Source organism: Halobacterium sp. KA-4 (assembly GCF_021028995.1).
Lineage (GTDB): Archaea > Halobacteriota > Halobacteria > Halobacteriales > Halobacteriaceae > Halobacterium.
Map to the genome: position 1 here is coordinate 125661 of NZ_JAJJZG010000004.1, position 23605 is coordinate 149265.

Annotated in this window: 26 protein-coding genes and 1 tRNA gene; 17 read left to right on the forward strand and 10 right to left on the reverse strand. The window is 66.3% G+C overall.

Translation table 11 applies throughout. The features are described 5' to 3' along the window. The first annotated feature begins 85 nt into the window (after window positions 1-85). The 3 genes from LPA44_RS06055 (at window position 86) to LPA44_RS06065 (ending at window position 2211) form a co-directional block, all read left to right on the forward strand. Entirely contained in the window at window positions 86-223 is a 138-nt protein-coding gene (locus tag LPA44_RS06055; protein ID WP_230888773.1) for a rubrerythrin-like domain-containing protein, read from the forward strand. Window positions 224-300: 77 nt separating this feature from the next. Beyond that, on the forward strand, window positions 301-1806 hold the full coding sequence (locus LPA44_RS06060; RefSeq protein WP_230888693.1) for an HVO_2922 family protein: 1506 nt from the start codon (window positions 301-303) through the stop codon (window positions 1804-1806). A 78-nt stretch (window positions 1807-1884) separates the two neighbouring features. After that, the gene (locus LPA44_RS06065; RefSeq protein ID WP_230888694.1) at window positions 1885-2211 is read left to right on the forward strand and encodes a cupin domain-containing protein; all 327 of its coding nucleotides are present in this window, start codon (window positions 1885-1887) and stop codon (window positions 2209-2211) included. A 239-nt stretch (window positions 2212-2450) separates the two neighbouring features. On the opposite strand, the gene rpl12p is transcribed toward LPA44_RS06065, so the two are convergent. The 5 genes from rpl12p to LPA44_RS06090 all read right to left on the reverse strand — a co-directional run bounded on the left by rpl12p (window position 2451) and on the right by LPA44_RS06090 (window position 5449). Next, window positions 2451-2789 carry a 50S ribosomal protein P1 gene (rpl12p, locus tag LPA44_RS06070; protein ID WP_230888695.1) on the reverse strand — a complete coding sequence of 113 codons (339 nt, stop codon included), beginning with the start codon at window positions 2787-2789 and terminating at the stop codon, window positions 2451-2453. Window positions 2790-2791: 2 nt separating this feature from the next. Further along, window positions 2792-3841 (reverse strand): 50S ribosomal protein L10, encoded by a 1050-nt coding sequence (locus LPA44_RS06075; protein ID WP_230888696.1) that lies wholly within the window; start codon window positions 3839-3841, stop codon window positions 2792-2794. After that, window positions 3842-4480, reverse strand: a complete 639-nt coding sequence (locus LPA44_RS06080) for a 50S ribosomal protein L1 (RefSeq protein ID WP_230888697.1) — start codon at window positions 4478-4480, stop codon at window positions 3842-3844. Window positions 4481-4684: 204 nt separating this feature from the next. Further along, a complete protein-coding gene (locus LPA44_RS06085; RefSeq protein WP_230888698.1) occupies window positions 4685-5176 on the reverse strand; it encodes a 50S ribosomal protein L11 in 492 nt (163 codons plus the stop codon). A gap of 72 nt (window positions 5177-5248) precedes the next feature. Continuing rightward, window positions 5249-5449 carry a VNG_1110C family protein gene (locus LPA44_RS06090; protein ID WP_230888699.1) on the reverse strand — a complete coding sequence of 67 codons (201 nt, stop codon included), beginning with the start codon at window positions 5447-5449 and terminating at the stop codon, window positions 5249-5251. A 101-nt stretch (window positions 5450-5550) separates the two neighbouring features. Between LPA44_RS06090 and LPA44_RS06095 the strand changes: the two genes are divergently transcribed. The 6 genes from LPA44_RS06095 (at window position 5551) to LPA44_RS06120 (ending at window position 10015) form a co-directional block, all read left to right on the forward strand. Beyond that, complete coding sequence (locus LPA44_RS06095; protein WP_230888700.1) at window positions 5551-6663, forward strand: OBG GTPase family GTP-binding protein; 1113 nt, start codon at window positions 5551-5553, stop codon at window positions 6661-6663. A gap of 1 nt (window position 6664) precedes the next feature. Then, on the forward strand, window positions 6665-7087 hold the full coding sequence (locus tag LPA44_RS06100) for a TIGR04206 family protein (RefSeq protein ID WP_230888701.1): 423 nt from the start codon (window positions 6665-6667) through the stop codon (window positions 7085-7087). A 59-nt stretch (window positions 7088-7146) separates the two neighbouring features. Next, window positions 7147-7932, forward strand: a complete 786-nt coding sequence (locus LPA44_RS06105) for a VOC family protein (RefSeq protein WP_230888702.1) — start codon at window positions 7147-7149, stop codon at window positions 7930-7932. A gap of 61 nt (window positions 7933-7993) precedes the next feature. Further along, window positions 7994-8383 carry a tRNA (N6-threonylcarbamoyladenosine(37)-N6)-methyltransferase TrmO gene (tsaA, locus tag LPA44_RS06110; RefSeq protein WP_230888703.1) on the forward strand — a complete coding sequence of 130 codons (390 nt, stop codon included), beginning with the start codon at window positions 7994-7996 and terminating at the stop codon, window positions 8381-8383. Window positions 8384-8427: 44 nt separating this feature from the next. Then, on the forward strand, window positions 8428-9192 hold the full coding sequence (locus tag LPA44_RS06115; protein ID WP_230888704.1) for a DUF2267 domain-containing protein: 765 nt from the start codon (window positions 8428-8430) through the stop codon (window positions 9190-9192). A 76-nt stretch (window positions 9193-9268) separates the two neighbouring features. Then, a complete protein-coding gene (locus LPA44_RS06120) occupies window positions 9269-10015 on the forward strand; it encodes a DUF2267 domain-containing protein (RefSeq protein WP_230888705.1) in 747 nt (248 codons plus the stop codon). 16 nt (window positions 10016-10031) lie between these two features. On the opposite strand, the gene dph5 is transcribed toward LPA44_RS06120, so the two are convergent. Further along, a complete protein-coding gene (gene dph5, locus LPA44_RS06125) occupies window positions 10032-10829 on the reverse strand; it encodes a diphthine synthase (protein WP_230888706.1) in 798 nt (265 codons plus the stop codon). Between the two features lie 82 nt (window positions 10830-10911). On the opposite strand from dph5, the gene LPA44_RS06130 reads away from it, so the two are divergent. From LPA44_RS06130 to LPA44_RS06145, 4 genes are all read left to right on the forward strand, one after another. After that, complete coding sequence (locus tag LPA44_RS06130) at window positions 10912-11895, forward strand: class I SAM-dependent methyltransferase (protein ID WP_230888707.1); 984 nt, start codon at window positions 10912-10914, stop codon at window positions 11893-11895. 50 nt (window positions 11896-11945) lie between these two features. Then, window positions 11946-12019: transfer RNA gene (locus tag LPA44_RS06135), tRNA-Thr, on the forward strand. A 212-nt stretch (window positions 12020-12231) separates the two neighbouring features. Beyond that, window positions 12232-12636 carry a hypothetical protein gene (locus LPA44_RS06140; RefSeq protein WP_230888708.1) on the forward strand — a complete coding sequence of 135 codons (405 nt, stop codon included), beginning with the start codon at window positions 12232-12234 and terminating at the stop codon, window positions 12634-12636. 148 nt (window positions 12637-12784) lie between these two features. Beyond that, window positions 12785-13504: a DUF4396 domain-containing protein gene (locus tag LPA44_RS06145; protein WP_230888709.1), complete on the forward strand. Its 720-nt coding sequence runs from the start codon at window positions 12785-12787 to the stop codon at window positions 13502-13504. A gap of 3 nt (window positions 13505-13507) precedes the next feature. Here the strand turns inward: LPA44_RS06145 and LPA44_RS06150 are convergent, their stop codons facing one another. Beyond that, on the reverse strand, window positions 13508-14275 hold the full coding sequence (locus LPA44_RS06150) for an MOSC domain-containing protein (RefSeq protein WP_230888710.1): 768 nt from the start codon (window positions 14273-14275) through the stop codon (window positions 13508-13510). A 272-nt stretch (window positions 14276-14547) separates the two neighbouring features. Between LPA44_RS06150 and LPA44_RS06155 the strand changes: the two genes are divergently transcribed. Next, window positions 14548-15924 carry a short-chain fatty acid transporter gene (locus LPA44_RS06155; RefSeq protein WP_442903367.1) on the forward strand — a complete coding sequence of 459 codons (1377 nt, stop codon included), beginning with the start codon at window positions 14548-14550 and terminating at the stop codon, window positions 15922-15924. On the opposite strand, the gene LPA44_RS06160 is transcribed toward LPA44_RS06155, so the two are convergent. The 3 genes from LPA44_RS06160 to LPA44_RS06170 all read right to left on the reverse strand — a co-directional run bounded on the left by LPA44_RS06160 (window position 15918) and on the right by LPA44_RS06170 (window position 19171). Then, window positions 15918-17381 carry an HTTM domain-containing protein gene (locus LPA44_RS06160; RefSeq protein ID WP_230888712.1) on the reverse strand — a complete coding sequence of 488 codons (1464 nt, stop codon included), beginning with the start codon at window positions 17379-17381 and terminating at the stop codon, window positions 15918-15920. The genes LPA44_RS06155 and LPA44_RS06160 overlap by 7 nt on opposite strands. A gap of 49 nt (window positions 17382-17430) precedes the next feature. Beyond that, window positions 17431-17976, reverse strand: coding sequence for a thermonuclease family protein (locus LPA44_RS06165; protein ID WP_230888713.1), 546 nt, complete (start codon window positions 17974-17976; stop codon window positions 17431-17433). A gap of 70 nt (window positions 17977-18046) precedes the next feature. Then, window positions 18047-19171 (reverse strand): PGF-CTERM-anchored ABC transporter substrate-binding protein, encoded by a 1125-nt coding sequence (locus LPA44_RS06170; protein ID WP_230888714.1) that lies wholly within the window; start codon window positions 19169-19171, stop codon window positions 18047-18049. 58 nt (window positions 19172-19229) lie between these two features. On the opposite strand from LPA44_RS06170, the gene btuC reads away from it, so the two are divergent. The 3 genes from btuC to LPA44_RS06185 are packed head-to-tail and all read left to right on the forward strand — an operon-like array spanning window position 19230 to window position 23593. Then, window positions 19230-20333 carry a vitamin B12 ABC transporter permease BtuC gene (gene btuC, locus LPA44_RS06175; RefSeq protein ID WP_230888715.1) on the forward strand — a complete coding sequence of 368 codons (1104 nt, stop codon included), beginning with the start codon at window positions 19230-19232 and terminating at the stop codon, window positions 20331-20333. After that, window positions 20330-21547 carry an ATP-binding cassette domain-containing protein gene (locus LPA44_RS06180; protein ID WP_330166485.1) on the forward strand — a complete coding sequence of 406 codons (1218 nt, stop codon included), beginning with the start codon at window positions 20330-20332 and terminating at the stop codon, window positions 21545-21547. The genes btuC and LPA44_RS06180 overlap by 4 nt, the downstream gene beginning before the upstream one ends. A 45-nt stretch (window positions 21548-21592) precedes the next feature. Then, complete coding sequence (locus LPA44_RS06185; protein ID WP_230888716.1) at window positions 21593-23593, forward strand: PGF-CTERM sorting domain-containing protein; 2001 nt, start codon at window positions 21593-21595, stop codon at window positions 23591-23593. Window positions 23594-23605: the final 12 nt, after the last annotated feature.

A 23605-nucleotide genomic window follows, 5' to 3' on the forward strand; every position in this document is an offset into this window, starting at 1 on the left:
GAACTACTAGCAATATAGTTCCCCTAAACCAGTATTATGGTCACTCTTACAAGTGGTTGGGTTGGTACCTATGCACATGGTTCGAATGGATTCGTACACGCCGCCGTCGACTAGCCGCTACGAGTGTACCGGCTGTCTCAGCCGCTTCGAGCGAGAGTCACACCTCGTGGACTGCCCGGAGTGCGGCGAACGAGTGCGGAACGTAGCAGTACCGCGAGAATAGCCGTCGCCACCGCACCCATCTGTGGGTGGTTCTCACTATCACGGATGTTTTTATAGTTAGTCTGTGTATTATCGTACATGTCAGCCACAGACAGCAGTGATGGCGTGACGGGCTTCTACGAACGACAGATCGGACGAGCCCAGACTGCCGACGAGGTGTACGGCTACCTCGTATTCGTCGCCGGGCTCCTGCTCGGCATCCTCGGCATCCTGCTGTTCCTGCCGAGCGAGTCCGCCGGCTCGCTCCGCGAGTACAGCATCGCACTCGGCGCGGCCGGGTTCGCGCTGCTCATCGCCGGCCCCATCATCCGGCTCCCGCTCCGACGAGCCGCAACGATAGCCGTCTACCTCGGCGTCCTGCTGTGCGCAGCCGCCATCGCATGGTTCCTCGTCGTCTTCCCGAATCAGTGGCAGGTCGCGACCGGCCACCAAGGCGTCATCGCGCTCTACGTCGTCGGCGTCGCAATCATCGGCGCGGGCGGCGTGCTCGTGCCGCTGCTCACGTCCACGCGAACAACCGAGGAAACCGCGGCCGCACGAGAGCGCAGCGAGGAGAGCGAGCGCCGCGTCAAGGAAGTCGAAAGCGAGCTCGAAGCCGCCGAACGCGCCCGCGACGAACTCGAAAGCGAAATCGAGTCCATTCGCACCAGTCAGGCACAGTTCGAACTCTTCGAGGACAAGGCCGGTGAGTTCCGCTGGCGGCTCCGCCACCGCAACGGCAACGTCATCGCCGACGGCGGCGAAGGCTACACGGCCAAGCACAACGCCCAGAAGGGCATGCAGAGCGTCCGCCGGAACGCGCTCGGCGCGGCGTCGATTCACGCCGATGAAGTCGAAGCAATCGAGGACGAATCGGACCTCGACGACCTCCCAATGCTGCCCGACGAAGCCGAACAGAGTCAGGCGACTTTCGAGGTGTTCGAGGACGAGGGCGGCGAATACCGGTGGCGGCTCGTTCACGACAACGGCAATGTCATCGCCGACAGCGGCGAGGGCTACACGCGCCGCCGCGACGCCGAGCGCGCCATCGACGGCGTCCAGAACAACGCCGGCCCCGCCGAGTACCTCACGTTCGACCCGACGTCGTTCGAAATCTACCGCGACGTCGCCGGCGAGTGGCGCTGGCGGCTCGTCCACAAGAACGGGAACATCCTCGCGGACAGCGGCGAGGGCTACTCCCGTCGTCGCGACGCCCGCCGCGCGGTCGACCGGCTGCAGGACCGCGTCGCCGACGCCGACTTCGACGTCTACGAGGACGACGCCGGCGAGTACCGCTGGCGGCTCCGCGCGGAGAACGGAAACATCGTCGCCGACAGCGGTGAAGGCTACACCCGCCGCGGCGAGGCTGAGGACGCCGTCGAGCGCGTCCGCGAGTACGCGCCCGATGCCGACGCGCTCGACGTCGGCTTCGCAGCGTTCGAGGTGTACGAGGACGCCGGCGGTGAGTGGCGCTGGCGGCTCCGCCACCGCAACGGCAACATCATCGCCGACGGCGGCGAAGGCTACAGTTCGCGAACCAACGCTCACGACGCCATCGATAGCGTGAAGCGCAACGCACCCGGCGCAACTGTCGAAGCCGAGTAACGTTCCACTCCACCTGCCCCTCGTTTTGCGAACATGTTCGGGCGAGTACCCAGGTAGCCACCGCGATGAGAGACACGCGTGTCCAACGAATCCACGGCCAACGCCGTCGAAGTCACGGACGTTGACGGGCTAACGGAGACGCCCCACGCCGAGGTGTTCGAGATACGGGACCCACGGACGGTCCGCCTCCACCTCGACGCCGGCGAGTCAGTCCCCGCTCACAAGCACCCTGACTCGATGGTCGTCCTCTACGTGCTCTCAGGCGCGCTTGATCTCGGGCTCGGCGACGAGACCTACGACCTCAATGCCGGGGACGCCGTCCGCTTCGACGGCGCGCAAGACGTCTCGCCACACGCCGTCGAGGATGCCGAGGCGCTGGTCGTGTTCGCGCCGAAACTCGAATAGCGCCAACGGCGCGCACAGGGCTATCAGGACGAGTGTCGCGCCCGGACAAGCCGCAACCAGCGCCACCGCTGATGCACTCGGAGCGATGAGTGGTCGCCCGGCGACGAAGTCTATTCCAGCGAGTCGGTCCCGCGCTCGCAGTTCAAGCGACGCGTCGCTGCCAAGGACTTCCGTGTGCGTGGCAAGCCACTGGCTGTCCGTACTGTGCGCGAAAGAAAACGGATGATCGTGGAACCGGATTAACCGAAGAGGTCGCCGAGACCTTCGCCGCTGGCCTCTTCTTCCTCTTCTTCGGCGGCTTCCTCTTCTTCCTCAGCCTCGGCCTCTTCCTCGGCTTCGGCTTCTTCCGCTTCCTCGGCTTCCTCACCGCCAGCCGCGCCCGCGGCGGGCGCAGCAGGAGCGGCAGCCGCCTCGGCGACGGCTTCCTCGATATCGACGTCTTCGAGGGCCGCGACGAGCGCCTTGACGCGGGATTCCTCGACGTCGACGCCGGCGGCCTCGAGGACGCCGGTGATGTTGTCTTCGTTGATCTCTTCGCCAGATTCGTTCAGGATGAGTGCTGCGTAAACGTACTCCATTGTTAACCGAACATCTCCCCGAGGCCTTCGGCGCCGTCGCCTCCGTCTTCGTCGTCGTCGGAGTCGTCGGCGTCTGCCTCGGATTCAGGTTCTTGTTCGTCGCTCTGTTCGTCTTCGCTCTCCGCTTCGGCTTCCGGCTCCGCCGCGGCGGCGGGGGCCTCGACGTCCTGGAGCTCCTCGGGGAGCGCCTCCTCGTCGTCAATCTGCGAGGCGAGTGCGCGAACCTGTGCGTCCGCCTTGCTGACGAGGTCGTCCGCGAGGTCCGGGCTCTCGATGGACGCCTGCAGGCCGAGGCTCTTTGCCTCGCCCTGGGCTTTCCGGATGAGTGTCGGAGCGGTCTGCGTCGTCGGGTACTCCGCGTTCACGGAGAGGTTCCGTGCGGACGCGGCTGCGGACTGGATGTCCGCGCGGTACTCCTCGACGTCGATTTCGAGTTCGTCCGGCGTGAACAGGACGCCCTCGGAGTAGACGCCGCGGAGGTCCAGGCCGACTTCCTTCGGCTCGATGCCAAGCTCGGTCAGGACGTTCGCGACGTCCGTGGAGACCGTCTCGCCTTCCTCGACGACGACGGAGTCCTCCGTGACCTTGATGGAGCCTTCCTGGATGCGCGCGTTCGCGCCAATCTGCTGGAGTTCGCCGACGAACGGACCCGGGTCGATACCGGTGTCGCCCTCGGGAATAACGATGTCGTTGGGCGCGACCTCGCCAGCGTTGGTGGGCGCGGGCGTCTTCGACTCTTCGAGCTGCTGGAACAGCCCGAACGGGTTGTCGTTCGTGGCGACGAGGCCGACCTCACCCGAGATGTACTGGGTGAGGTCTTCGAGGCCGTCGTCGACCTCTTCGAGCGCACGAACGAGGAGCGTGTTCCGGCTCATGCGGAGCGCGGCGCTGCCGTGCAGGCCGCGGCGCATGTCCTGGAGCTGCTTGCTCGGGATGCCGGTGACGCTCACGACACCGACGCTGTCGTACTTCTCGAGCAGGTCGACGAGCTCGTCGACTTCTTCGCGCTTCCACTCGGGGACAGTTTCGGTCGTGCGTTCTTCTGCGGACATCTAAGCCACCTCCACGGCGGGCCCCATCGTGGTCTTCACGTAGACTGCGTCGATGTTGAGCGGGCCCTTTTCGAGGTCCGCGTGCAGGCGGCGCAGAATGACGTCGATGTTGTCCGCGATGTTTTCGGCGGACATGTCCTCCGCGCCGACGCGCGTGTGGAACGTGCGACGGTCGCGGCTGCGAAGCTGCACGGTGTTTTTCATTCGGTTGACTGTCTCGACGACGTCGTCGTCGGGCTGGAGCGGCGTCGGCATCTTGCCGCGCGGACCGAGCACTTGACCGAGCGCACCCGCGATGTCCTGCATCATGGATGCTTCGGCCACGAAGAAGTCCGTCGCGTCAGCGAGGTCCTTCGCGGCGTCGGTGTCGTCGGCGAGATCGGCGACTTCGTCGCCACCGTAGACCTCGTCCGCGACTTCCTCGGCTCGAACTGCGGTTTCGCCCTCTGCGAAAACCACAATCTGTGTCTCCTGTCCGGTGCCCGACGGCAGCACGACGCCCTCGTCGACACGATTCGACGGGTCGTTAAGGTCGAGGTCGCGCAGGTTGATCGCGAGGTCCACCGTCTCACGGAAATTCCGCTCTGGGGCCTCCTCGAGTGCGCGAGCTACGGCCTCTTCAATATCGTTGTCTGCCATCTTTCACCTCCGTAGTGCGTTGACCCTGTGAAGGTCGGATCTCCTACGGGTCAGTGAAACAGGCGAAGCCTGTCTCGCTTCGAGAGAAGGGCATCGCGCCCTTAAAACCGTCGAACCACGCTTCCCGCGACGAGCGCCAAGAGACGGTCTCACGGCTATAGAGCCGGAAAATACGGACGCACGAAAGGAACTGAAACTGCTGCGTTACGCCGCTGCTTCTTCTGCGCCGAGGACCTCGTCGTACTCGCCGGACGCGACGCGCTCGTTGAACGTCCGCGCGTCCTCGCCCTCGATGGTGACGCCCATGGAAGCACAGGTACCCGCGACTTCCTTGGCGGCGTTACGCGTGTCGTACGCCAGCAGGTCGGGCTTCTTCTGCTCGGCGATAGTCTTCAGCTGCTCGATGGAGAGATCCGCGACGAACTCCTCGTTGGGTTCGCCGGAACCGGTCTCAAAGCCAGCCTCGTCCTTGATGAGGGCGGCCGTCGGCGGGACACCGACCTCGATGCTGAACGAACCATCTTCCTCGTACTCGATGGTGACCGGAACCTCCGTACCGTCGAAGGCGGCGGTCTGTTCGTTGATTTCCTGTACAACAGCCTGCACGTCGACGGGTGTCGGTCCGAGCTCGGGACCGAGCGGTGGGCCGGGGTCGGCCTGGCCGCCTGCCACGAGCACTTCTATCGTCTCAGCCATACCCGAACGAACCGTCGCCGCGGCTTTAACCCTTTCTTTCTCCGGAGGCGCTGGCGGCGTCGCCGAGTCGGGCTACGGGACGTTCACGCCCTGCCGAGCGAGATACTCGCTGACGTTCTTAATGACGACAGGGCTACCGATGATGCGCACCATCTCCTCGTGTTCGAGAAAACTCACCGTAAACTTCTCGTCGATGTCCTCGCGGTACCCCTCCACCGTGGAGACAGGAAGCACAATCTGCGTGCTGTCGCGCAGGCTGGAGGGGTCAGGCATCACCCCGCACTCTCTTGAGACGAAGTATGAACGTGTCGAAAACAATCCCTGTCGGGCGGGAGGGAAAGCGCTTTTCGGCGGCAGTAGCCTACTGCAGAGTAATGGGTCTGGAGGAGGAAATCGAACAGCTCGAAGAAGAAATCTCGGAGACGCCGTACAACAAGTCCACAGAGGCTCACATCGGCCGCCTGAAGGCGAAGCTCGCCGAGAAGAAGGAGAAACTGGAGAAACAGCAGTCCGGCGGCAGCGGCGGTGGCGGCTACGCCGTCGAACAGCACGGCGACGCCACAGTCGCGCTCGTCGGGTTCCCCTCGGTCGGCAAGTCCTCGCTCATCAACGCGATGACGAACGCCGACAGCGAGGTCGGCTCCTACGAATTCACGACGCTCAACGTCAACCCCGGGATGCTGGAGTACCGCGGCGCAAACATCCAACTCCTGGACGTGCCAGGGCTCATCGAGGGTGCGGCCGGCGGCCGCGGCGGCGGGAAGGAGATCCTGTCGGTCATTCGGGCCGCAGACCTCGTCATCTTCATGCTGTCTGCGTTCGAAATCGAACAGTACGAGCGACTCTACCAGGAACTCTACAACGTCAACATCCGCGTCGACGAAGAGCCCCCATCGGTGACAGTGCGCCGAAAGGGCAAGGACGGCATCGACGTCAACACGTCTGGCGACCTCGAACTCGACCACGATACGGTCAAGGAGATTCTCCGCGAGCGCGGATTCATCAACGCCGACGTCACCATCCGTGGGAACCCCTCCGTGGACAAACTCATCGACGGCGTGATGAACAACCGCGTCTACATGCCGTCGCTGGTCGCCGTCAACAAGGTCGACCTCATCGAGCCCTCGTACGTGGAGACGATGAAGGCCAACCTCCGGGAACACGACATCGACCCCGAGGAGGCCATCTTCATCTCCGCGGTGGAGGAGAAGGGCCTGGACGCCCTCAAGGAGAAGATGTGGGAGGAACTGGGGCTCATCCGCATCTACATGGACAAGCCCGGACGCGGCGTCGACTACGAGGAGCCGCTGGTCATCCGACGGGGCGACACCGTCGACGACGCCCTCCAGAAGCTCGGCGGTACGCTCGACGAGCGCTTCCGGTTCGCGCGCGTGTCGGGGCCGTCCGCGCAACACGACGACCAGCAGGTCGGCCGCGACCACGTGCTCGAAGACGAGGACGTTCTGCGCGTCATCGCGCGGCGGTAGCGTGGCCAGTCCCCAGCGACGCCTCGCAGTGGTCGTGCTCGCGGGCGTGCTCCCGTGGGTGGTCGTCACGTTCGACGGCGGCTGGTATCCGGTTTTCTCCTTCGGCTTCCTCCACCTCGACCCCGTCTCGTTCACCTCACTCCCGACGTACGTCTCCCGCGTCGGAAGCGTCCCACCGCGCCTGACCGCGTGGCCGATGGCGACACTGCTGTACGTGGCAGCGCTCGCCACGGCACTCTTCGACTACGTCTCCTCACTCGACTCGCGCATCCCCGCTGGCTTGCTCTTCCTCGCGGGCGTCGACGTCGGCTTGCTCGCGCTCTCGTTGTCCCGCCAGCCGACGATTCTCGCGCTCCCGGTCGGCGCGCTCTGTCTGTGGGCGGCCGTCTGGGTGGGGTACGGCGACGCCTTGCTCGGCGACTGAACGGGAGCGGACGTTTCCGCGTTCGGTACGCTTTTCGACGCGCCCGACAATCCCCGGGCATGAGCGAGTTCGTACTCGACCACGTGATGATGCGCGTCGGCGACCTCGACGCGAGCCTCGACTGGTACAAGACCCACCTCGACTACGTCGAATACGGCCGCTGGGAGGCCGACACGTTCGACATCGTCTACCTCGGCCCCGAGAACGTCCACGAGGAGGGTGCGCTTCTGGAACTCACGTACAACCACGACACCGACGAGTACGACGTCGGCGACGCGTGGGGCCACATCGCCGTGCGCGTCGAGGACGTCTACGACGCCTACGAGCAACTCATGGACGAGGGCGTCGAGGACTACCGCGACCCCGACTCCTGCGGCGGGTCGTACGCCTTCGTCAAGGACCCGGACGGCCACGAGGTCGAAATCGTCGAGCGCGACCACGGCGCGAAGTGGAGCCTCGACCACACGATGATTCGCGTCGAGGACGCCGACGAACAGCTCGGGTTCTGGACGCGGAAGTTCAAGTACGAGCACACGGGCCGCTGGGAGGCGGACACGTTCGCGAACTACTTCATGAAGCCCGAGGGGAGCGCCGAGGAGGCGATGGCGGTCGAACTCACGTACAACTACGACGGCCGCACGTACGACTTCGGGGACGCCTGGGGCCACCTCGCGGTGCGCACGGACGACCTCGTCGAGGACTGGGAGACGCTGATGGAGCGCGAGGCCGAGGACTATCGCGACCCCGAGTCCTGTGACTACAACTATGCGTTCACGAAGGATCCCGACGGCCACGAAATCGAGGTGCTGAACCCCGCGGAGTCCCCGGTCGACCGCGAGGACTGACGTTCCCACGCCGCGGGTTCGTGCCCGCCCGTTTTTCTTGCCGCGTGCGGAAGCCGCCAGCATGGAATGTGCGCCCATCGGTCGCGTCGAGACGCCGTTCGCGGAAGCCGCCGACGCGCCCCGTCAGGGATTCCTTGACGACGCGACCGGCACCGTCCACGTCGCCGAGCCGTACCGCGAAGGGCTGTCTGGCCTCGACGCCGGGCACACGATAGACGTCGTGTGGTGGGCCGACGACGCCGACCGCTCGGTCCTCCGCGTCCGCGACGGCGACCGGGGCGTGTTCACGACGCGGTCGCAGGCACGTCCCAACCCGGTCTGTGTGACGACCTGCGACGTGCTCGACGTGCACCGAGCGACGGGAACGGTCGACGTTTCTGGCGTGGACATGGGCGACGGTAGCCCCGTCTTGGATTTGAAGTACGCCCTCGACAGCGACGAGCGGGCATGACTTCGGCCGTCGGATTCAACCTGTCTCCGCTCGGGGGGCCACACATGGTCACGGAAGGCTTCTACTCGCTGGCCCGCACGAACGACGCGTTCGACACCGACGCGGAGGTCGACGCGACCGTCGACGCGGTCGCCGAGACGCTCGGAGAGAGCCTCTCTCGTGGGGAGACAGTCGACCTCGCCGAACACCTCCCCGAGGACGTCTCGGAGACGCTACTGGACGCGTCGGCGGACGCCGAAGAGCCCGAATCCCCACCGCTGGACGAGTTCTACGACCGCGTCGCCGAACGCGCAGACCTCGACCGAGCGGCCACACCACAGAAGGCCCAGGCCGTCGGCGTCGCCATCGCTGAATCCGTCGGCGACGAACTGGCGAACGCTCGCGCACAACTCCCGCCCGCGTACAAGGAACTATTTGAGCCACCGGCAGTGCGTCGCGAGCCGTTCGCCGAGACCGTGCGCCGCCGCCTTGACCTCGACTCGGATCCGGAAGCTCAGGAGGCCAGCGAAGCGGTGCTGGGCGCGCTCGGGGAACGCCTCCCGAAGGGCGAAACCGAAGACCTCGCGGTCTACCTCCCCGCGGACGTCGAGGACGCCATTGTCGTCGACAATCCGGCGGAAGCGACCGACTACTCGCGTAGCGAGTTCGTGCTGCGGGTCGGCGAGCGCGCGGACGTCGACGACCCGACCGCCCACGAGTACGCCAACGTCGTGCTTGGTCGGCTCGCAGAGGTCGCCGACGACGAGGAACTCGACCGCGCGCTCGAACAACTCCCCGTCGCCTACGAGTCGTTCTTCGAGCGGGCGTAGCGCGCGAATCGGCCAATTCCTTCAAGCGGCTGCTGGTCGACGTGTCTGCCGTGGTGTACGAGCGCCACGAGTCCTCATGACTGGGTTCCTCGATATCGTCGCCGAGCGAGCGGATGTATCGACACCGGAAGCCGAAGACACCGCGGAAGCCGTCCTGAAGACGCTCTCGGAGGGTATCTCGCACGGCGAGGCGGCGGACCTCGCGGCGCCGCTGCCCGAGCCGTACGCGCGCGTGCTCCGGGAGACCGAACGCGGCCGCGCGGAACCACCGGCGTTCGAGGAGTTCGTCTCGCGTGTGGGCGACCGCCTCGACGTCTCCGAGCACGAGGCGGAAGCGCGCTCGCAGGCGGTCGTCGCGGCGCTCTCCGAGACGGTCGGGGTTGAGGAAGTGGAGGACGCGCGCTCCCAGCTCCCACCTGAGTACGAGGAGGTGTTCGAGCCCGGGGAGGCGCTGGGCAGCGAGTCGTTCGTGGAGGCCGTCGCCGACCACGGCGACCTCTCACGAGCGCACGCCCGGCGCGCGAGCGAGGTCGTCCTCGCCACGCTCGGGGAACGCCTCTCGAAGGGCGAAGCCGAGGACGTTGCCGAGTACCTCCCGGAGGACGCCGCGGAGTGGCTGGTGCCCGACGAGCCGGCACGCGCGCTCGACTACGATTTCGACGAACTCGTCGCCGAAGTCGCCGACCAGGAGAACGTCACGCGCGAACTCGCAATCGAGCACGCGGAAGCGGTCACTGACGTGCTCGCGGACGCCGTCGGCGAGGAAGAACTCGACCGGATGCAGGCCCAGCTTCCCGAGACCTACGACCCGATGTTCGCGTAACTAGCCCGCCGGCCAGTCACTCTCGGTACTCGTCGAGGACGGCGTCGGGCGCGTCCGCGAGCCCAGCAAGCGCGTCCGTCTCGACGTGGTGGAGGTCGCCCGGAATCACGAGCAGGTGCAGGGGCTCGCCGAAGTCCATCTCAGCGAGCGCGCCGAGGCGGTCAGCGCGCACGGTTGCGTCGGGGGCGCCGGCGCGGGCGACGACGACGCCGAGCGCGTCCGGATTCCAGTTGTCTGCGAGCAGGCCTGCGGCGTGGCTCGCTGTCATGTACTCGTCGCCCTCGACGCGCGGGTGGTCGACCTTGATGTCCAGATAACAGAGCGTGTGGAGGCCGCGCTCGCGGTTCGCCTCGATGGTGTCGACGACCGAACTCGGTACGCCGTCGGCGCCGTGCGCCCACTCGAAGGGAAGCGTGGTCGCCTTCCCGAAGCGGTAGTTCTGGAGGCCCGTGAGACTCGACGCTGCGGACTCCGCGGTGGGGGCGTGAATCACGCGCGTGTCGATGCCGCGCTCCTCGGCGCGCAGCCGGAGGTCGACGTGCGTTGTGGAAATCATCGTGTCCCCGGCCGTGAGGAAGACACAATCGCCGGATTCGGCGGCCGAGAGGATCGGCTCGGGGTCCTGTTCGACGCCCGCGCGGTCCCGCACCTCGATGTCGGTGTTGTGGTAGGCTTCGAGGTCAGCGACGTCCGCGCCGACGAGTTTGCTGGTGTAGAACTCCGCGAACGCGCGGTCGGCGGCCGCGATGGCGTCGGCGCCAGCGACCGTGACCGAGCGCTCGTCGTAGAGGCCGAGCCCGACGAACGTGAGCATACCCACGGTAGCGCGCGCGCCGCCCTATGGGTTTCGGGACGCAAGCGACACGAGTAAGGCCGCGCCCGCCTGACTCCCGGGCATGTCAGTGCCGTGCGTCCGCGTCTCCACGGACGAGGGCGAAGCCACGCGCCGCCGGCTCGCCGAGGAAGACCTCCTCGTCGACGAGTACGCCATCACGGCCAGCGACGGCGACCTCTACATCCCCGTCAGCGACCCAGACGCAGTTCCAGACGATCTCACGATCGTGGAGTTCGACGCGCCCGAGCGCGAGACGCCGACGACGCCCGCCGAACTGCTCGGCTTCGAACCGACGTACGAGCGACTCGGCGACGTCGTCATACTTGACGAGGATTCACCCGAACGCGCCCGCGAAATCGCCGAGGCGGTGATGGAGTCGGACGTCCGCGCGAAAACAGTCGTCAACCGCGCGTCCAAGGTGAAGGGCACCGAGCGCGTCCGCGACTGGGACGTCGTCGCCGGGGATGGCACCGAGACGGTGCACACGGAGTACGGCTGCGAGTTCGAACTTGACCTCGCGACGGTGTACTTCTCGCCACGGCTCGCGACCGAGCGCCACCGCGTCGTTGAGCAAGTCCAGGCGGGCGAGCACGCCTTTGACATGTTCGCGGGTGTCGGCCCGTACGCCGTCCCGATGGCAAAGCAGGGCGCGGAGGTAGTCGCGACGGACATCAACGAGGACGCCATCGAGTATCTCCGACGGAACGCCGAGCGCAACGACGTGAGCGAGCGCGTGACCGCCATCGCTGGAGACGTCCGCGAGACCGCCGACGAGTACGAGGACTGGGCGGACCGCATCGTAATGAACCTCCCCCACACCGCCGACGAGTTCCTCGACACCGCCGTCGCGCTTGCCGGCGACGACTGCGTGATTCACTTCTATGACTTCCAGCACGAGGACGACCGCTTCGGGCCCTGTGAGGCCGCCATCCGCGATGCCGCCGAGCCTGCGTATGACGTCACAGTCAAGGACGAGCACACGGTGCGTTCGTACGCGCCCCATGAATTCAACGTCGTCGTGGATGCCCGGCTGACGCGCCGGTGATTCGCAAGGCTTATTTCTTGAATCCGGTTACGGAGAAGTGCACAGGTCGTGCCGGTATAGCTCAGACTGGTAGAGCGATTCCTTCGTAAGGAATAGGCCAAGGGTTCAAATCCCTTTACCGGCTCTACGTCGCAGGCTCGAAGCCTGCACCCACATTTTCCAAGTGCTAACGTCCGAGCGTTAGCGTCGTCCAACCGGGACGGTCGTCGGACCGGAACCGGGATAGCGGCTGCACAACTATCGGAGAGTTGTGTACACGACCGTTTCCTGGGAAATCTCCGACTTGGCGATCGACTCACGTGGCCCACAGTTCGGCGACGTCCGGGGAGGCCACCAGTGAACAACAAGCGCCACCACGACGAGTATGGCGGCCGTAAGGCCCTCCAGGACGCCGGCTGGCAGGTCGAGAAGCGGGACGCCGTGGCGTTCAACCCCGGGAGTGAGACAGACAGACACCTCGTCGCGAAGACGCTGGTCGCGAAAGTGCTGCGGGACCGGGGCTACCGCATCGACACCGAGGTCGTCAAGGACGGCGTCGGGGAAATCGACGTCGTCGCGTACGGACTCGACGAGCCACCGTTCGCAGTCGAGGTCGAGACTAACCCCACAAAGGACGTCGTCTCGGACAAGATCAGTCGGTACTATCGCGGGGAGCCGTTCTGCGAGTGCTACGTCCTCGACGTCGACGAGCTGCCGGATTCGATTGCGGACGCTCGCGAGTGGGTGGAAGCCCAAATATGAGGACTGCTCCGCGGGATTTCACTGACCCGAGACTCACCTTGAACGCATCACTTCGGACACTCCGCTCACCGTCGACGGGTCAGCAAGGGCGAGCCGTGAACGGGACGCCGCCACCAGTTCCTAAGGCGTGGAGGCACGAGGAGCGGGTATGTCCGCCGCTAGTCTCCTGCACTCGATAGAGGACGCGCTCGCGCCGGCTCGTGAGGTCGTTCGGCCGGTCTTCTCGGACCACCGCGTCCTTGCCGCGTGGGCGGTGCTGGTCGCGGCGTCGGTTGGCGTGCTGTGGTGGGACCTGCGGCGGAACAACGAGGCGATTCCGTCGCTGATGCGGGCAGTTTGGTCGCTCGTCGTGGTGTACTCGGGTCCGGCAGGACTGGCGCTGTACTGGTACGCGGGTCGAACGCAGATATCCCAGGATTCGCTGTGGCGCCGGGGCGTGCGCTCGACTGCACACTGTTACTCGGGATGTGGTGCCGGCGAAGTGACGGGGGTCGTCCTGCTGGTCGGCGTGCTCGCCATCGGGAACTCGCTCGTGACTACGCTCGGGACGTTCGCGTTCGCGTACACGTTCGGGTACGCGTTGACCGTTGGGCCACTGCTCCAGGACGGCGAGACGCTCACTACCGCGCTCGCCGACGCGTTATACACGGAGACACCCTCGATTACCGTGATGGAAGTTACCGCCATCGGCACGGACCTCCTGTTGGCGGGTGGCGCGACCATCGGCGAACCGCTGTTCTGGGGTGCGCTCGCGTTCTCGCTATCCGTCGGTTTCGTGGCGGCGTTCCCGGTGAACGTGGCGCTCCTCCGCGTCGGTGTCAAGGAAGGCATGGCGAACCCCGCGGAGCTAGCGGGGTCAAGTGCGTGAGCGTCAGTCTTCCCGTACTTCGTCGCCGACGCGCAGCGTTTGCCCGCGACTCGATTCGGGGACGTCCGCGATGAGCATGAGTGTGTAGAAGTGGTCGAAGGCGTCCTCGTCGGCGAAGTCGGGGAACGTCTCTTGTCGCCGCTGGACGAAGGTCTCCCGGAAGTCGGGCGTGCCCTCCCCCGTGTCTGGGTCGCGTGTCGGGACGACACAGCGTCCGCACGGGGTGACGCCCTCGAAGCGCACGTTACCGGCGTCGAAGCCGGGGGCGTCCTCGCCGACGAAGCGGTCCTCCCAGAACGCGGGGACGCCAGCAATTTCGACGTTCGCGCGGAGCCGCCGGCGCACGCTGTCGACGGTGAGGTCCTCGAACCACGATGCGACCTCCTGCAGGGTGGCGGTGCTGACGACCGACGGACCCATCTCGCGGCGGTCCACGTAGCCGAGGCGGTCGTCGCGTTCGAGCGTGAGGTCCTCGTCGAAGAAGTCCGAGAACCACACCTCGGCCCGCTTGGGACCGTCGTCGAGGTCGAATCGCTCGACTGCTCCGATAGGGGTCTCGACGACGAACTCGTGGGTGTCGCGGTCGAAGTCCGTGTCGAGGTCATGAATCCGCGCGGTACGCTTACCGTTGACGACGTCGCCGTCACTGTCGAACAGTGCGTACGTGCGGTCGTCGGCGAGTGTGCCGCCCTCCGTGACATCGGCTGCTTCGACGTCGATGCCGTCCAGCCCCTTCACGGGATAGACGCGCAATCGGTCGACTCGTGGCATCGTCGGAACGGAGGGCAGGCTGACTCATAGGTGTTGGTCCGAACGGGTCTAGCCCAGCGCGTGGCCAAACGTACTGCTTCGCGTATGTTTCTCCGATCAGTGTGCGACGACCGCGGCACATGGGCGTGGTACCTCGCGTATCAGAGATTCGAGTTCAGGTGAGTATCCTGCCATTATATCCCTTAATTTTATTATACTCCTCCGCCGTGGTTGCTCCCGGTATGTCATCACGAGACAAAGCATCGCAGTCGGGCGGTAACGCCTTCGAACGGATGGGCCACCGGCTCGCCGGCGTCGTCGAGCGCTGGATGCCGAGCCCGTTCCTGTTCGCAATCCTGCTGAGCTACGTCGTCTTCGTCGTCGGCATCGCCGTCGAGGGAACCGGCCCCGGCGAGATGGTCGGCTTCTGGTTCGACGGCTTCTGGGCGTTCCTGAGCTTCGCGATGCAGATGACGCTCATCCTCATGACCGGATTCGTCATCGCGTACCATCCGCGCGTGAACGGCGTACTCCAGAAGCTCACGGAGTTCCCGAGTTCGCCCGGGCAGGCCGTCGTGCTCGTCGGCGTGTTCTCGATGGCCATCGCATGGGTACACTGGGGCTTCAGCCTCATCCTCGGCGCTATCTTCGCCCGCGAAATGGGTAAGACCGCCCTCGAAAACGACATCGACGTCCACTACCCCCTACTGGCGGTCGCGGGCTACATGGGCCTCGGGCTGACGTGGCACTGGGGGCTATCCGGTTCGGCACCGCTCGCGCTCGCGACGCCCGGCAACGACTTTATTGAGGCCGGCGTCATTGACGGCGTCGTCCCGACCACGCAGACCATCTTCAGTTCGTACGCGCTCTCGTTGACCGTCCTCTCCATTCTGTTCGCGGCGGCGATGCTCTACCTGCTGTCGCCGTCGCCGAAGCGCGCCCGCCCAATCACAGACTACGTCGACGAGAGCGAATTGACTGACTCGGCGACTGAAGAACACGGCAAGTCCCCGGAACCCACTCCCGACGGTGGGACAGTGAGCCCCGCCGAGCGCATCGACAACAGCCGCGTTCTCGGGGCTCTCATCGCGCTGACGGGCGTCGCGTACGTCGCGTACCTGTTCGCAACGGACGGCCTCGACGCACTCACGCTGAACGTCGTAAACTTCGGCTTCCTGTTCGCCGGCCTCGCCATCTACCAGCGCCCGTCGCTGTACCGCGAGCGGTTCGGGGAAGCCGCCGAGTCCGCGGCCGGCATCATCCTGCTGTTCCCATTCTTCGCGGGCATCCAGGGCATGATGAACGCCTCCGGGCTCTCGGAGACGTTCGCGCAGACGCTGCTGGATGTCTCCACGCAGGCGACGTTCCCGGTCGTCGCGTGGCTCGTCGGCTCCGTTGTCAACCTCTTCGTTCCGTCCGGTGGCGGTGAGTGGATCGTCCTCGGGCCCTCGATTATCGCTGCGGCCCAGGATCTCGGCGTGCCCGTCGGGAAAGCCACCATCGCGTACGCCGTCGGTGACGCACACACGAACCTCCTGAATCCATTCTGGGCGCTCCCGCTGCTCGCCATCACGGGCGTCAAGGCCCGCGAGATGTTCGGGTACGCGGTCGCGATGCTGTTGCTGTTAATTCCGTTCCTCGCCGTCGCGCTGTACGCGCTCCCTTACTGAACCGAGCAGTTTTTCGCCGCCAGTTCGACGCGGTCGGTCGGACCCGGGCCGTCGAGGCGTACCTGCTGTTCGACGACGAACACCCTCACGGACGCGAGCTCGTCGTCCTGGCCGCCGTTCCACCGCGTACAGAGATAGTCGGCGAACCCGTCGGCAACCGCTGGGTCCGCGCCGCGTAAATTGGCGACGTACTTGCGCCAGCGCGCACTCGGGTAACTCCCGGCGACGTCGGACGGTTCGCGCCACGTCACCGCCCCGCCGTGAAACGCGTCAACGCTCCCCTCGGAGACGAGTTTCCCGGGCGCGACGACCCAGAAGTCGGTGCTCGCGGGTATGGGGGCGAACATCGACCAGCGCGGCTCCGGCGACTCGGTTACGGGGTCGGCCGCAGTGGCGTCGACAACGCCGACGGATGCGGCATTCCACACGAGCATGCTGGCGAGCACCACGGCCACTACGACCGGCACGACACGGCGCTTCCAGCGCAGCGCTACGCTCGGAATCGCTGGCAGCGTGACGAGCGGGAGCTCTCTCTTAACGATGCTCGTGTACCGCGAAATCGGAAGTGCACGGAGGCCGGGAACGCGCTGCCAGCCGGGCAACAGGTCCCAAAATGCTGGCGGGAGGAACGGGAGGAGTGCAGTCATCGAGACCAGCGGGAACAGCCCAAGCTGCATCGAGACGAGCATACCGGCATGCATCGCGACGAACAGCCCCGCGAACGCCGCGCGCAGCCATCCAGTGAGTACGAGTAAGAGTACGGACACGACCAGCAGCACCAGCCAGAACCGGTCGAACACCGCAAGTAGCATGGGGAAATCCGCAAGCACGTCCCCGAGCAGAACGGTGAACATGTCGAGTTCAAGGACGTAACGGATGGCGTCGCCGGCGATCCAGTGCTCTCCACGGAGCTTCAGGAGTGCATTCGTCGAGTACACCACGACAACCTGCACGAGCAAGCCAGCGGTCGCCACGCTCGCCACGCGGCGCGGACCATCGTCAGGGTCGCGGAGCGCGTCAACGGACCAGCGCTCGCCCAGCGGGACAAAGACGCCCCAGAGGAACAGCATGCGGAGGAGGGTGTCCCCGCTATTCAACACGAGCGGGTTGCGGTAATGCAGCGACGCCAACAAGACGCCGGTGACGATCGTCGCCAGCGTCGTCCGGTAGCCCGCGAGCATCGCCAGCGCGGCGAGCGCGGTCACGAGGAACAAGACGACCTGCACCCATGCCGCTCCAGAGATAGCGTGTATCGACAGCCGAGAGATGGTGCCGTACTGCTCGAACAACAGCGATCGCGGGAGCACGCCCGCGTCGGTGTAGAATGCGCCGAGGAAGCGCGCACGGAGACAGAGGTCGACGAGCACGAGCGCTGCAAGCGACACGCGGAGCGCGGCGAGTGCGCGCGTGTCGACGCCGAACCGACGCGCGATGGCAGCGCGGAGACGTGCTGTCACGTTCGGGACTGCCGGCGCACAGCGAATAAGCCTTCCGTGGCCTCGGTGGTTAGCTCGCGCACGTCCAGAGCCCGGTTCCGTTCTCGCGCGCCCGCTGCTCGATGGCCGCGTAGTTGTCGCGTTGCGTGAAGTCGCTGTCGTAGAGCCGGGCGTAGCCATTCTCGAGCAGCGCACGATTGAACGACTGGTCCTCGACGATAACGTACGCGAGCAGTCTGTCGTAGCCGCCGCGGCGGTCGCTCTCCGCGTCGAATTCGACGGTCACGGATTCGCCAGAGAGCCGCTCGGTGGCGTACCCGCTGGCGCGCTCCCCCCACGACCGCAGACACGACCGGCCGGCCTCCGTGTCCGGGACGCCCTCGAACTCACCGGCGGAGACATCCGCGTGGACCTCGGGCGTGTCCACGCCGAGCAAGCGGACGCGCTCCTTCGTGCCGTCCGCGAACCGTACGTCCACGGTGTCGCCGTCCACGACGCCGACAACCGTCGCGTTCCGACTCTCTGCTGGCTGTTGATCGCCCGTAAGCGGGCCGACGCAGCCAGCACTGGCGACAAGTGCGACCACGGCGAGCGCGGCGAGTGCGCGTCGATTCACACAGGTGGGGTTCTCGCCGACGTGTGTTAACGGCTACGTGCTCGCTCAAGAAGAGAGGGCCAGTGTGGCGTTACGACGAACGCCGCGCGAACAGCGCTGCACCGAGAGCGGCGACGACTGCGGCGGGGATGCCGAAGCCAGGGATGGTCGTTCCCGTGGTCTCGGTCGTCGTCTGGGTGGCGGTTGCGGTCTCAGTTGCGGTGGGTTCCTGCGTGGTCGTATTCGCTTCCGCGTATGCTTCGGGGTGGAACGCCTGCGCCATCTGCGTCATCGATTCGACGACGCGGGGCGCGGGCTGGCTAATGTGGTTGGTGTCGACCACGACGATGTTGCCTTCCTCGAAGGCGGTCGTGTTCCGGAGAATGGAGTCCTCGGCGATATACGACCGGCTATCGTTGCCGAGTTGACTGGGCTGCGCGCTCACGACGAGGAACTCGGGGTCCTGTTCGACGATGAACTCTGCGGAGAGCTGCGGGTACGCGGCAGTGGCGTTCGCATCAGCGGCGATGTTGTGGCCGCCCGCCCGCGAGATAATCTGGCCGATGAACGTGTTCGGGCCCGCGGTGTATCGGTCGCCCATGTCGTAGAAGACGCTGGGCTGCTCCTCACCCTCGACGGCCGCTTCGACGGTCTCGACGCGATCGCGCATCTCCGTGACCGTGGACTCGGCGCTGTCGCATTCGCCGGCGAGCTGGCCGATTGTTTCGGTCTTCTGGTAGATATCTTCGATGGAACTCGCTGCCGCGAAGCGATAGACGGTGACGTTGGCGTCCCGGAGCTGGGCGACCGTCTCGTTATTAATCGTGTTGGGCGCGAGCACCAAGTCGGGGTCAAGGCTGATGACCTGCTCGACGTCCACGGAGGAAGGGAAGCCGGAGGTCACGACTTCCCGGTCTTCGGCGCCATCGAGGAAGCCGGCGAACTGGGAGACGCCGACGACTTTGTCGCTGGCACCGAGCTCCCACATGGTCTGGGCGGCGCTCGGATTGAGCGTGACGACGCGCTCGGGCTCTTCCACGACCGTGACGTTGGACCCGCTCGCGTCCTCCTTGGTGACCGGGAACGAGCAGTCAAGGTCCTGTGCGCCGGCGTTCGTGATGGCGTCACCAGCGGGCGAAGCCGCGACGCCAGCGGCTGGCGCAACGGCGGACAACAGCAGTAATACCACTCCAAATACGGTTGCAGCCTGATGCATGCGGGGAGGACAGGCCTAACGCAATAAATATTTGCCTAAAGAAACTACGTTTGTCCAGATGCGCGCCTACACCCGGGCGAGCGCGTGGACCGTCGGCACGTTCCTCGCGCTCGTCGCCGTCATGCTCACCAGCGCCACCATCGGCCCGGTCGATATCCCCCTCGACCGGGTAGCGCTCGCGGCGCTGGACGCCTTCGCGGTCCCCTCCGCCGCCACGTTCTACGTCACCTCCGTCGTCTTTCCCGCCATCGGCGACGTGCCGTGGCTCGCCGTCGACCTCGCCTACACCTCGCCGCTGGACTTCGCGGTCCCCGACCAGCAGCAACTCATCGTCGGCGAAATCCGGCTGCCCCGCATCGTCCTCGGAGCCGTCGTCGGGGCCGCGCTCGCCGTCGCCGGCACGGTCATGCAGGGGTTCTTCCGGAACCCGATGGCCGACCCCTCCATCATCGGCGTCTCCTCGGGAGCGGCAGTCGGCGCCGTTACTGCCATCGCTTTCCCCCTCCTGCTCCCATTTGGCATCCAAGTGTCGGCGTTTGCGGGCGCGCTCGTCGCCGCATTCGGCGTCTACCTACTCGCCACCGACGGCGGCCGCACGCCCGTCGCAACCCTCCTGCTCGCTGGTGTGGCCGTCCAGACGTTCCTGGGTGCCATCACCTCCTACGTCATCGTCCACTCCGGGGACAGCATCCGCGAGGCGATGTACTGGCTGATGGGACACCTCCACCTCGCCAACTGGGCAGACGTTGAACTCACGCTCCCCATCGTCGTCGTCGGCAGCATTGTTCTGCTAGCGTACGCCCGCGACCTGAACGTCCTCCTCGCTGGTGAGGAGGACGCGCACACGCTCGGCGTCGAAGTCGAGCGCACGAAGCAAGTACTGCTCGCGGTGTCCAGCGTCGTCACCGCCGCCGCCGTCTCCGTCGCCGGCGTCATCGGGTTCGTCGGGCTCATCGTCCCACACGTGATGCGGCTGCTCGTCGGCCCCGACCACCGCATCCTGCTGCCCACGTCGGCATTCGCCGGAGGCGCGTTCCTCGTCGCCGCGGACACGTTCGCGCGCGCCGGCCCTGCCGAACTCCCGGTGGGCATTGTGACGGCGTTCGTCGGCGCGCCGTTCTTCCTCTACTTGCTCCGGAACCGGGAGGTGCACGCGCTGTGACCCTCGATGTCCGCGACGTAGACGTGGAACTCGGCGGCACGCAGATTCTGGACGCCGTGAGCGCGGCCGTCGGCGACGGTCGCCTCGTCGGCGTCGTCGGCCCGAACGGTGCGGGGAAGTCGACGCTGCTGCGCGCGATGAACGGCGTCGTCGAACCCGTCGCCGGCTCTGTCCTCGTCGATGACGAAGCCGTCCACGAACTCCCCTCGAAGGCCGCGAGCCGCCGAATCGCCAGCGTCCCCCAGGATACGAGCCTCGGCTTTGAATTCACCGTCCGCGAGACCGTCGAGATGGGGCGCCACGCCCACGTCCCACGGTTCGGCTCCGACCCCGACCCGGAGGCGGTCGAGCGCGCGATGGAGCGCGCGGAGGTCGCGCAGTTCGCGGACCGAGAGGTCACCTCGCTCTCGGGCGGCGAGAAACAACGCGTGCTGTTGGCGCGCGCGCTCGCCCAGCAAGCGCCCGTTCTGCTGCTGGACGAGCCGACCGCGAGCCTCGACGTCAACCACCAGGTGCGCACGCTCGAACTCGTGCGTGGGCTCGCCGACGACGCCGACCGCGCCGTCGTCGCGGCCATCCACGACCTCGACCTGGCGGCCCGGTACTGCGACGAACTCGTGCTCGTCGCGGACGGCCGCGTGCTCGACTCCGGCCGCCCCGAAGACGTGCTCACGCCAGAGCAGGTCCGCGAAGCGTTCGACGCCCGCGTCGCGGTCGGCACCGACCCTGCGACCGGCGACCCAACAGTCACGCCGCTCCCGGACACCGAGGGTGACCTCGCCGAGCGCGTCCACGTGCTCGGCGGCGGAGACGCCGCGACGCCCATCCTCCGCGAACTCGCTGACGCCGGCGCGACCGTGACTGTCGGCCCTGTCAGCGAGGGGTCGCTGGACCACGAGACCGCGACTCGATTCGGATTCGAGGCCGTCACCGTCCCACCGTTCTCGACGCCCGACGACGCTGCGGTTTCTCGCGCCCGTGACCTCGTCGGCGCGGCTGACGCGGTCGTCGTGGCTGGCGACGCCGTTTCGTGGGGGGCGAACGAGACGCTTCGCGACGCCGCCGACGCAGCCGTCGTCGTCGGCGACGCTGGCCCGCGAACTGTCGCTGGTGCGCGCGTCGAACTCGTCTCGCTCGTGGACGCGCTCGCGGCGCTCGACGTCGAACCCGAGCCGTTCGCGGTCGCCGACGGCGGCAACGTGGCGGACGATTGAGGGGTAGCCGGGTCGCCTTTGTGTGTCGCCGACACAGCTGCAATTATGAGACGCGTGGCCGTCGCACTCGTCGTCATCCTCGCGACACAGGCTGTCGGCGCTGCCGCCGTACAGGGACCAGTCGACGCGGACGCGCAGTCCTCGAACGTGCAGGTGGCGACCGAGCCCGCCCGCGGGACAGTCGACGCCGCGACCGCACAACCGTCAACGATTCAGAAGGACATCGAACTCCACCTCACGCCGTCCGAACCAGGTTCCGTCGACGTCGTGGCCACGTACGACATCCCGGATGCTGTGACAGCGCTGAGCGTGACGCTTCCCTCGGGCGCTGAGAACGTCGACTCGGAGTCGTTCACGCAGACGCCCGACGGCTACGAGTGGGACGAAACGACCGACCCCGCGACGCTGCAGTTCACGCTGCCCGCGAACCAGACCGCCAGCGGCTCGCGCGGACCGACCGTGCAAGCCGGCGGCGACTACTCGTTCGTCGACACCGGCGAGTGGGCGCTCATTACGGTCCCCCAACTTCGGACGGGATGGAGCTACCGCGGGCCGGAGGGATCAGTAACTATCACGGAGGACGTCACCGTCGCTGGTGAGGGCTCGACGGGCGGCGAAATCGCGTACCTCGGGCCCGTCGAAGAGTTCACGCAGACGACGAACGGCCAGAAGTTCACGCTTGCCGTTCCCGAGCACGCGTCGATGGTCGAGTCGTCCGGCGAGGTGCTGGACGCGCTCGGCGCGGCGTCGAGCCAGCTCCACGTCGGCGCGCGGGACGACGACGTCTGGTTCGTCGCTGCGCCAACGAGCGCCGACTGGGGCGTTCGTGGCGTCGAGTACGGCGGCAACGACGCATGGGTGGTCGCCGATGCCCGGATCGACAGAGCCAGTAACGTCTGGTTCCACGAGTACGTCCACACCAGGCAGTCGTTCAGCACGGCGGAGAGCGGCCGGTGGACGATGGAAGCTGGCGCCGAGTACTACGCCGCTCTTCTGGCGCTACAGACGGACTACGTGAGATTCTCGGCGTTCGAGACGCACATCTCGTACGGCGAGCGCGACCCGTGGCGAGACGCCATCCTCTCGCAGCCGTCGACGTGGCCCGTCGGCGCAAACTACGTGAAAGGCAGCCTCGTCTGGGGAGCGATCGACCGGCGCATACGCCTCGTCACGAACAGCACTGCGACGATGGCCGACGTCCTCTACCGACTGAACCAGCGCTCCGAATCCGTGACGAACGCGAACGTGCTGGCCGCGGTGCTGGAGGTCTCCACTCCGTCGGTCGAGGAGCGCGCGAACCAGTACACGAACACCCGCGAAACACCCGAGATGTGGACGCGCAGCCAGCATGCCGACGCGTTCAGTACGCAGCCTGCGCACATGAACTTCGAGGTGCAGGAATACCGCGTCAGCGGGCCGTTCCGGAACAAGACGTTCGCGCAGCCGCCGACGCTGTACGTCGGCGAAACCGTCACCGTCGTCGGCTCGGTGACCAACGACGGCGGTCAAACCGGCGAGTACGTCGCCACCGTCGGGTTCGAGGGTGATGTGCTCGTGGAGACGCGCGGCGACCTTACGTCAGGCGAAACCACCGAGGTCGCGCTCCGCGAGGAAGTGGGTGCTGCCGGCACGTACAACGTGACTGCCGGCCGGACCACGGTTTCCCTCGACGTACGGAAACCGGGGAACATCTCCGTGAGTGACCTCTCTGTCGCCGAGTCCAGAGTCCAACCAGGAAGCGACGTGACCACAACTGTCACGCTCTCGAATCCCAACGACGTGCCCGCGACGGGACCGGTCGCCGTAACTCTCGACGGCGAGGAAGTCGCGACCATCGACGCGTCGCTCGCTCCGGGCGCGACCGCCACGCGAACGCTGAACGTGACGCTTCCGGAAGCGGGCCAGTACACGCTCGCAGCCGGCGACAAGTCGGTGACTGTGACCGCCGGGGACCTCGGAACTGGCACGGGAATCCCCGGATTCGGCATCCCGGTCGCGCTCCTCGCGCTGCTCGTCGCCGGACTACTCGCGCGGCGCTTCGAGTAGCGTTACTGGCTG

Bases quoted from the DNA above. Each gene is read 5' to 3' on its own strand.
- LPA44_RS06055 (WP_230888773.1), top strand. From the start codon at position 86: ATGGATTCGTACACGCCGCCGTCGACTAGCCGCTACGAGTGTACCGGC.
- LPA44_RS06060 (WP_230888693.1), top strand. From the start codon at position 301: ATGTCAGCCACAGACAGCAGTGATGGCGTGACGGGCTTCTACGAACGA.
- rpl12p (WP_230888695.1), bottom strand. From the start codon at position 2,789: ATGGAGTACGTTTACGCAGCACTCATCCTGAACGAATCTGGCGAAGAG.
- LPA44_RS06075 (WP_230888696.1), bottom strand. From the start codon at position 3,841: ATGTCCGCAGAAGAACGCACGACCGAAACTGTCCCCGAGTGGAAGCGC.
- LPA44_RS06080 (WP_230888697.1), bottom strand. From the start codon at position 4,480: ATGGCAGACAACGATATTGAAGAGGCCGTAGCTCGCGCACTCGAGGAG.
- LPA44_RS06085 (WP_230888698.1), bottom strand. From the start codon at position 5,176: ATGGCTGAGACGATAGAAGTGCTCGTGGCAGGCGGCCAGGCCGACCCC.
- LPA44_RS06090 (WP_230888699.1), bottom strand. From the start codon at position 5,449: ATGCCTGACCCCTCCAGCCTGCGCGACAGCACGCAGATTGTGCTTCCT.
- LPA44_RS06095 (WP_230888700.1), top strand. From the start codon at position 5,551: ATGGGTCTGGAGGAGGAAATCGAACAGCTCGAAGAAGAAATCTCGGAG.
- LPA44_RS06105 (WP_230888702.1), top strand. From the start codon at position 7,147: ATGAGCGAGTTCGTACTCGACCACGTGATGATGCGCGTCGGCGACCTC.
- tsaA (WP_230888703.1), top strand. From the start codon at position 7,994: ATGGAATGTGCGCCCATCGGTCGCGTCGAGACGCCGTTCGCGGAAGCC.
- LPA44_RS06115 (WP_230888704.1), top strand. From the start codon at position 8,428: ATGGTCACGGAAGGCTTCTACTCGCTGGCCCGCACGAACGACGCGTTC.
- LPA44_RS06120 (WP_230888705.1), top strand. From the start codon at position 9,269: ATGACTGGGTTCCTCGATATCGTCGCCGAGCGAGCGGATGTATCGACA.
- dph5 (WP_230888706.1), bottom strand. From the start codon at position 10,829: ATGCTCACGTTCGTCGGGCTCGGCCTCTACGACGAGCGCTCGGTCACG.
- LPA44_RS06130 (WP_230888707.1), top strand. From the start codon at position 10,912: ATGTCAGTGCCGTGCGTCCGCGTCTCCACGGACGAGGGCGAAGCCACG.
- LPA44_RS06145 (WP_230888709.1), top strand. From the start codon at position 12,785: ATGTCCGCCGCTAGTCTCCTGCACTCGATAGAGGACGCGCTCGCGCCG.
- LPA44_RS06150 (WP_230888710.1), bottom strand. From the start codon at position 14,275: ATGCCACGAGTCGACCGATTGCGCGTCTATCCCGTGAAGGGGCTGGAC.
- LPA44_RS06155 (WP_442903367.1), top strand. From the start codon at position 14,548: ATGGGCCACCGGCTCGCCGGCGTCGTCGAGCGCTGGATGCCGAGCCCG.
- LPA44_RS06170 (WP_230888714.1), bottom strand. From the start codon at position 19,171: ATGCATCAGGCTGCAACCGTATTTGGAGTGGTATTACTGCTGTTGTCC.
- btuC (WP_230888715.1), top strand. From the start codon at position 19,230: ATGCGCGCCTACACCCGGGCGAGCGCGTGGACCGTCGGCACGTTCCTC.
- LPA44_RS06185 (WP_230888716.1), top strand. From the start codon at position 21,593: ATGAGACGCGTGGCCGTCGCACTCGTCGTCATCCTCGCGACACAGGCT.